Below are 1,894 nucleotides of genomic sequence, written 5' to 3' on the forward strand. Positions count from 1 at the left end.
AGAAGGTGGATCGGCGCGTAGCGCCGAGGCGGATGAGGGGTACGTGACGGAGTGAGGCGGCGGCGATTTCCAACTCGTCGCCAAGCTGGAGCACCCCTCATCCGTCGCCTTCGGCGACACCTTCTCCCACAGGGGGAGAAGGGGAAGAGGGTGCTACTCCACCGGCCGATCCGCCGGGTACGGCGTCTTCACCAGGATCGCCAGGCCGATGCCGAGGAACAGGATGATCGCCGCCATGCCGAGCCGCGCCGAGTCGCTGACGGCGGTGATCGTCGCCACCATGAAGGGCGCGAGGAAACTCGTCGCCCGCCCGGCCAGCGCGTAGATGCCGAAATAGCGGCCGGACTCGGCCGCCGTGACGCTGCGCGCCATGTAGGAGCGGGATGAGGCCTGGACCGGCCCGAAGGCCAGGCCGATAAGCAGGCCGTAAAGGATGTAGGCCTTTTCGGCAGCGGTGCCGAAGTTGCCGCCGGAATCGGCAGTCGAGAGCTGGATCAGGCCGAGCAGCGTGAAGCCCGGTCCGGTCGAGACGACACCGACGGTGGCGACCGACAGCATGACCAGCGCGATCATCACCACCGCCTTGGAGCCGAGGGCAGTGTCGAGGCGGGCGGCGATCCAGCAGCCAAAGATGGCGACGACATTGAGGATGATGCCGAACATGCCGATCTCGATGGTCGACCAATGGAACATGCCGGCGGCGAAGGTGCCGCCGAGCGCCAGCAGCGCGTTGACACCGTCCTGATAGATCATGCGGGCGACGAGGAAGCGGAATATCCCGGCGCGCCTGCGCACCTCGAACAGCGTGGACTTGAGTTCCGACAGGCCCTCGCGCACCGCCGGCCCCATCGCAATTCCCTTGCTGGCGTCGGGGGTGAAGAAGAACATCGGCAGGATGAACAGGAAATACCAGCCGGCCGACAGCGGTCCGGTGGCGCGCGCATCCTCACCGAGCTTCGGGTCGAGCCCGAGCAGCGGGTCGACGCCGATGATGGTCTTGCCGGTCTCCGACGAGCCGGCCAAAAACAACACGACGAAGATCAGCGCGATCATGCCGCCGAGATAGCCGAGCCCCCAGGCGACATTGGAAATCCTGCCGATGTCCTCCTTGGGCACCAAGCGAGGCATCATCGAATCGTTGAACACGGTGGAGAATTCCGCCGCCACCGAGGCAAGCGAGAAGAGCATCACCACCAGGAACAGGTTCGAACCCGGTGCCGCGAACCAAAGGAGCGTGAGGCTGGTGATCTTGATCGCCGCGAAGAAGGCGATCCACGGCTTGCGCGGCCCGGTCTGGTCGGCGATCGAGCCGAGCACCGGCGAAAGCACCGCGATGACCAGCCCGGCGGCGGCTATGCCGTAACCCCAGGCGGCCTGGCCGGTGGTCGGATCGCTCGCCATGCGCTCGACGAAATAAGGCCCGAAGATGAAGGTGGTGACGAGGGTGAAGAAAGGCTGCGCCGCCCAGTCGAAGAACATCCAGCCCCAGATGCCGCGCCCCGACGCCCGCTGCACTGTCTCTACCGCCATGATGATTCCCTCGGCCCGCCCCGCGTCGGGCGCCATGTCTGCATGTTTTTCATGAGCATGCAAACTGGCAAATGTTCGTGCTGCCCCTCACCTGCCTTCCGGCATCCTCTCCCCGTATAGAGACGGGGAGAGGGGCGCTGTCGCCGCGGATTTCGCCAATCACCAGCGTTCCAAAAAGGAGCGCCGAGGCCGCGGCCAGCCCTTTCTCCCCGTCACTATACGGGGAGAAATGCCCGGTGTCCGAACCGGATAGATAGGTAACAGAATGGACCGATTGCATAGGTGACAGTTTTCTCCCTCGCCGGAGGACCCGGCGATGGTTTGGCGAGAGACTGGCATCATGGACGAGCGGCTTCGTTTTGTA

Annotated in this window: 1 protein-coding gene; it reads right to left on the reverse strand. The window is 64.7% G+C overall.

The genetic code is table 11. From position 1 onward, the window contains the following. Positions 1 to 153: 153 nt before the first annotated feature. Positions 154 to 1,530, reverse strand: coding sequence for an MFS transporter (locus EN781_RS31565; protein WP_126057579.1), 1,377 nt, complete (start codon positions 1,528 to 1,530; stop codon positions 154 to 156). Positions 1,531 to 1,894: the final 364 nt, after the last annotated feature.

The sequence above is a fragment of the Mesorhizobium sp. M4A.F.Ca.ET.090.04.2.1 genome, assembly GCF_003999085.1.
GTDB lineage: Bacteria > Pseudomonadota > Alphaproteobacteria > Rhizobiales > Rhizobiaceae > Mesorhizobium.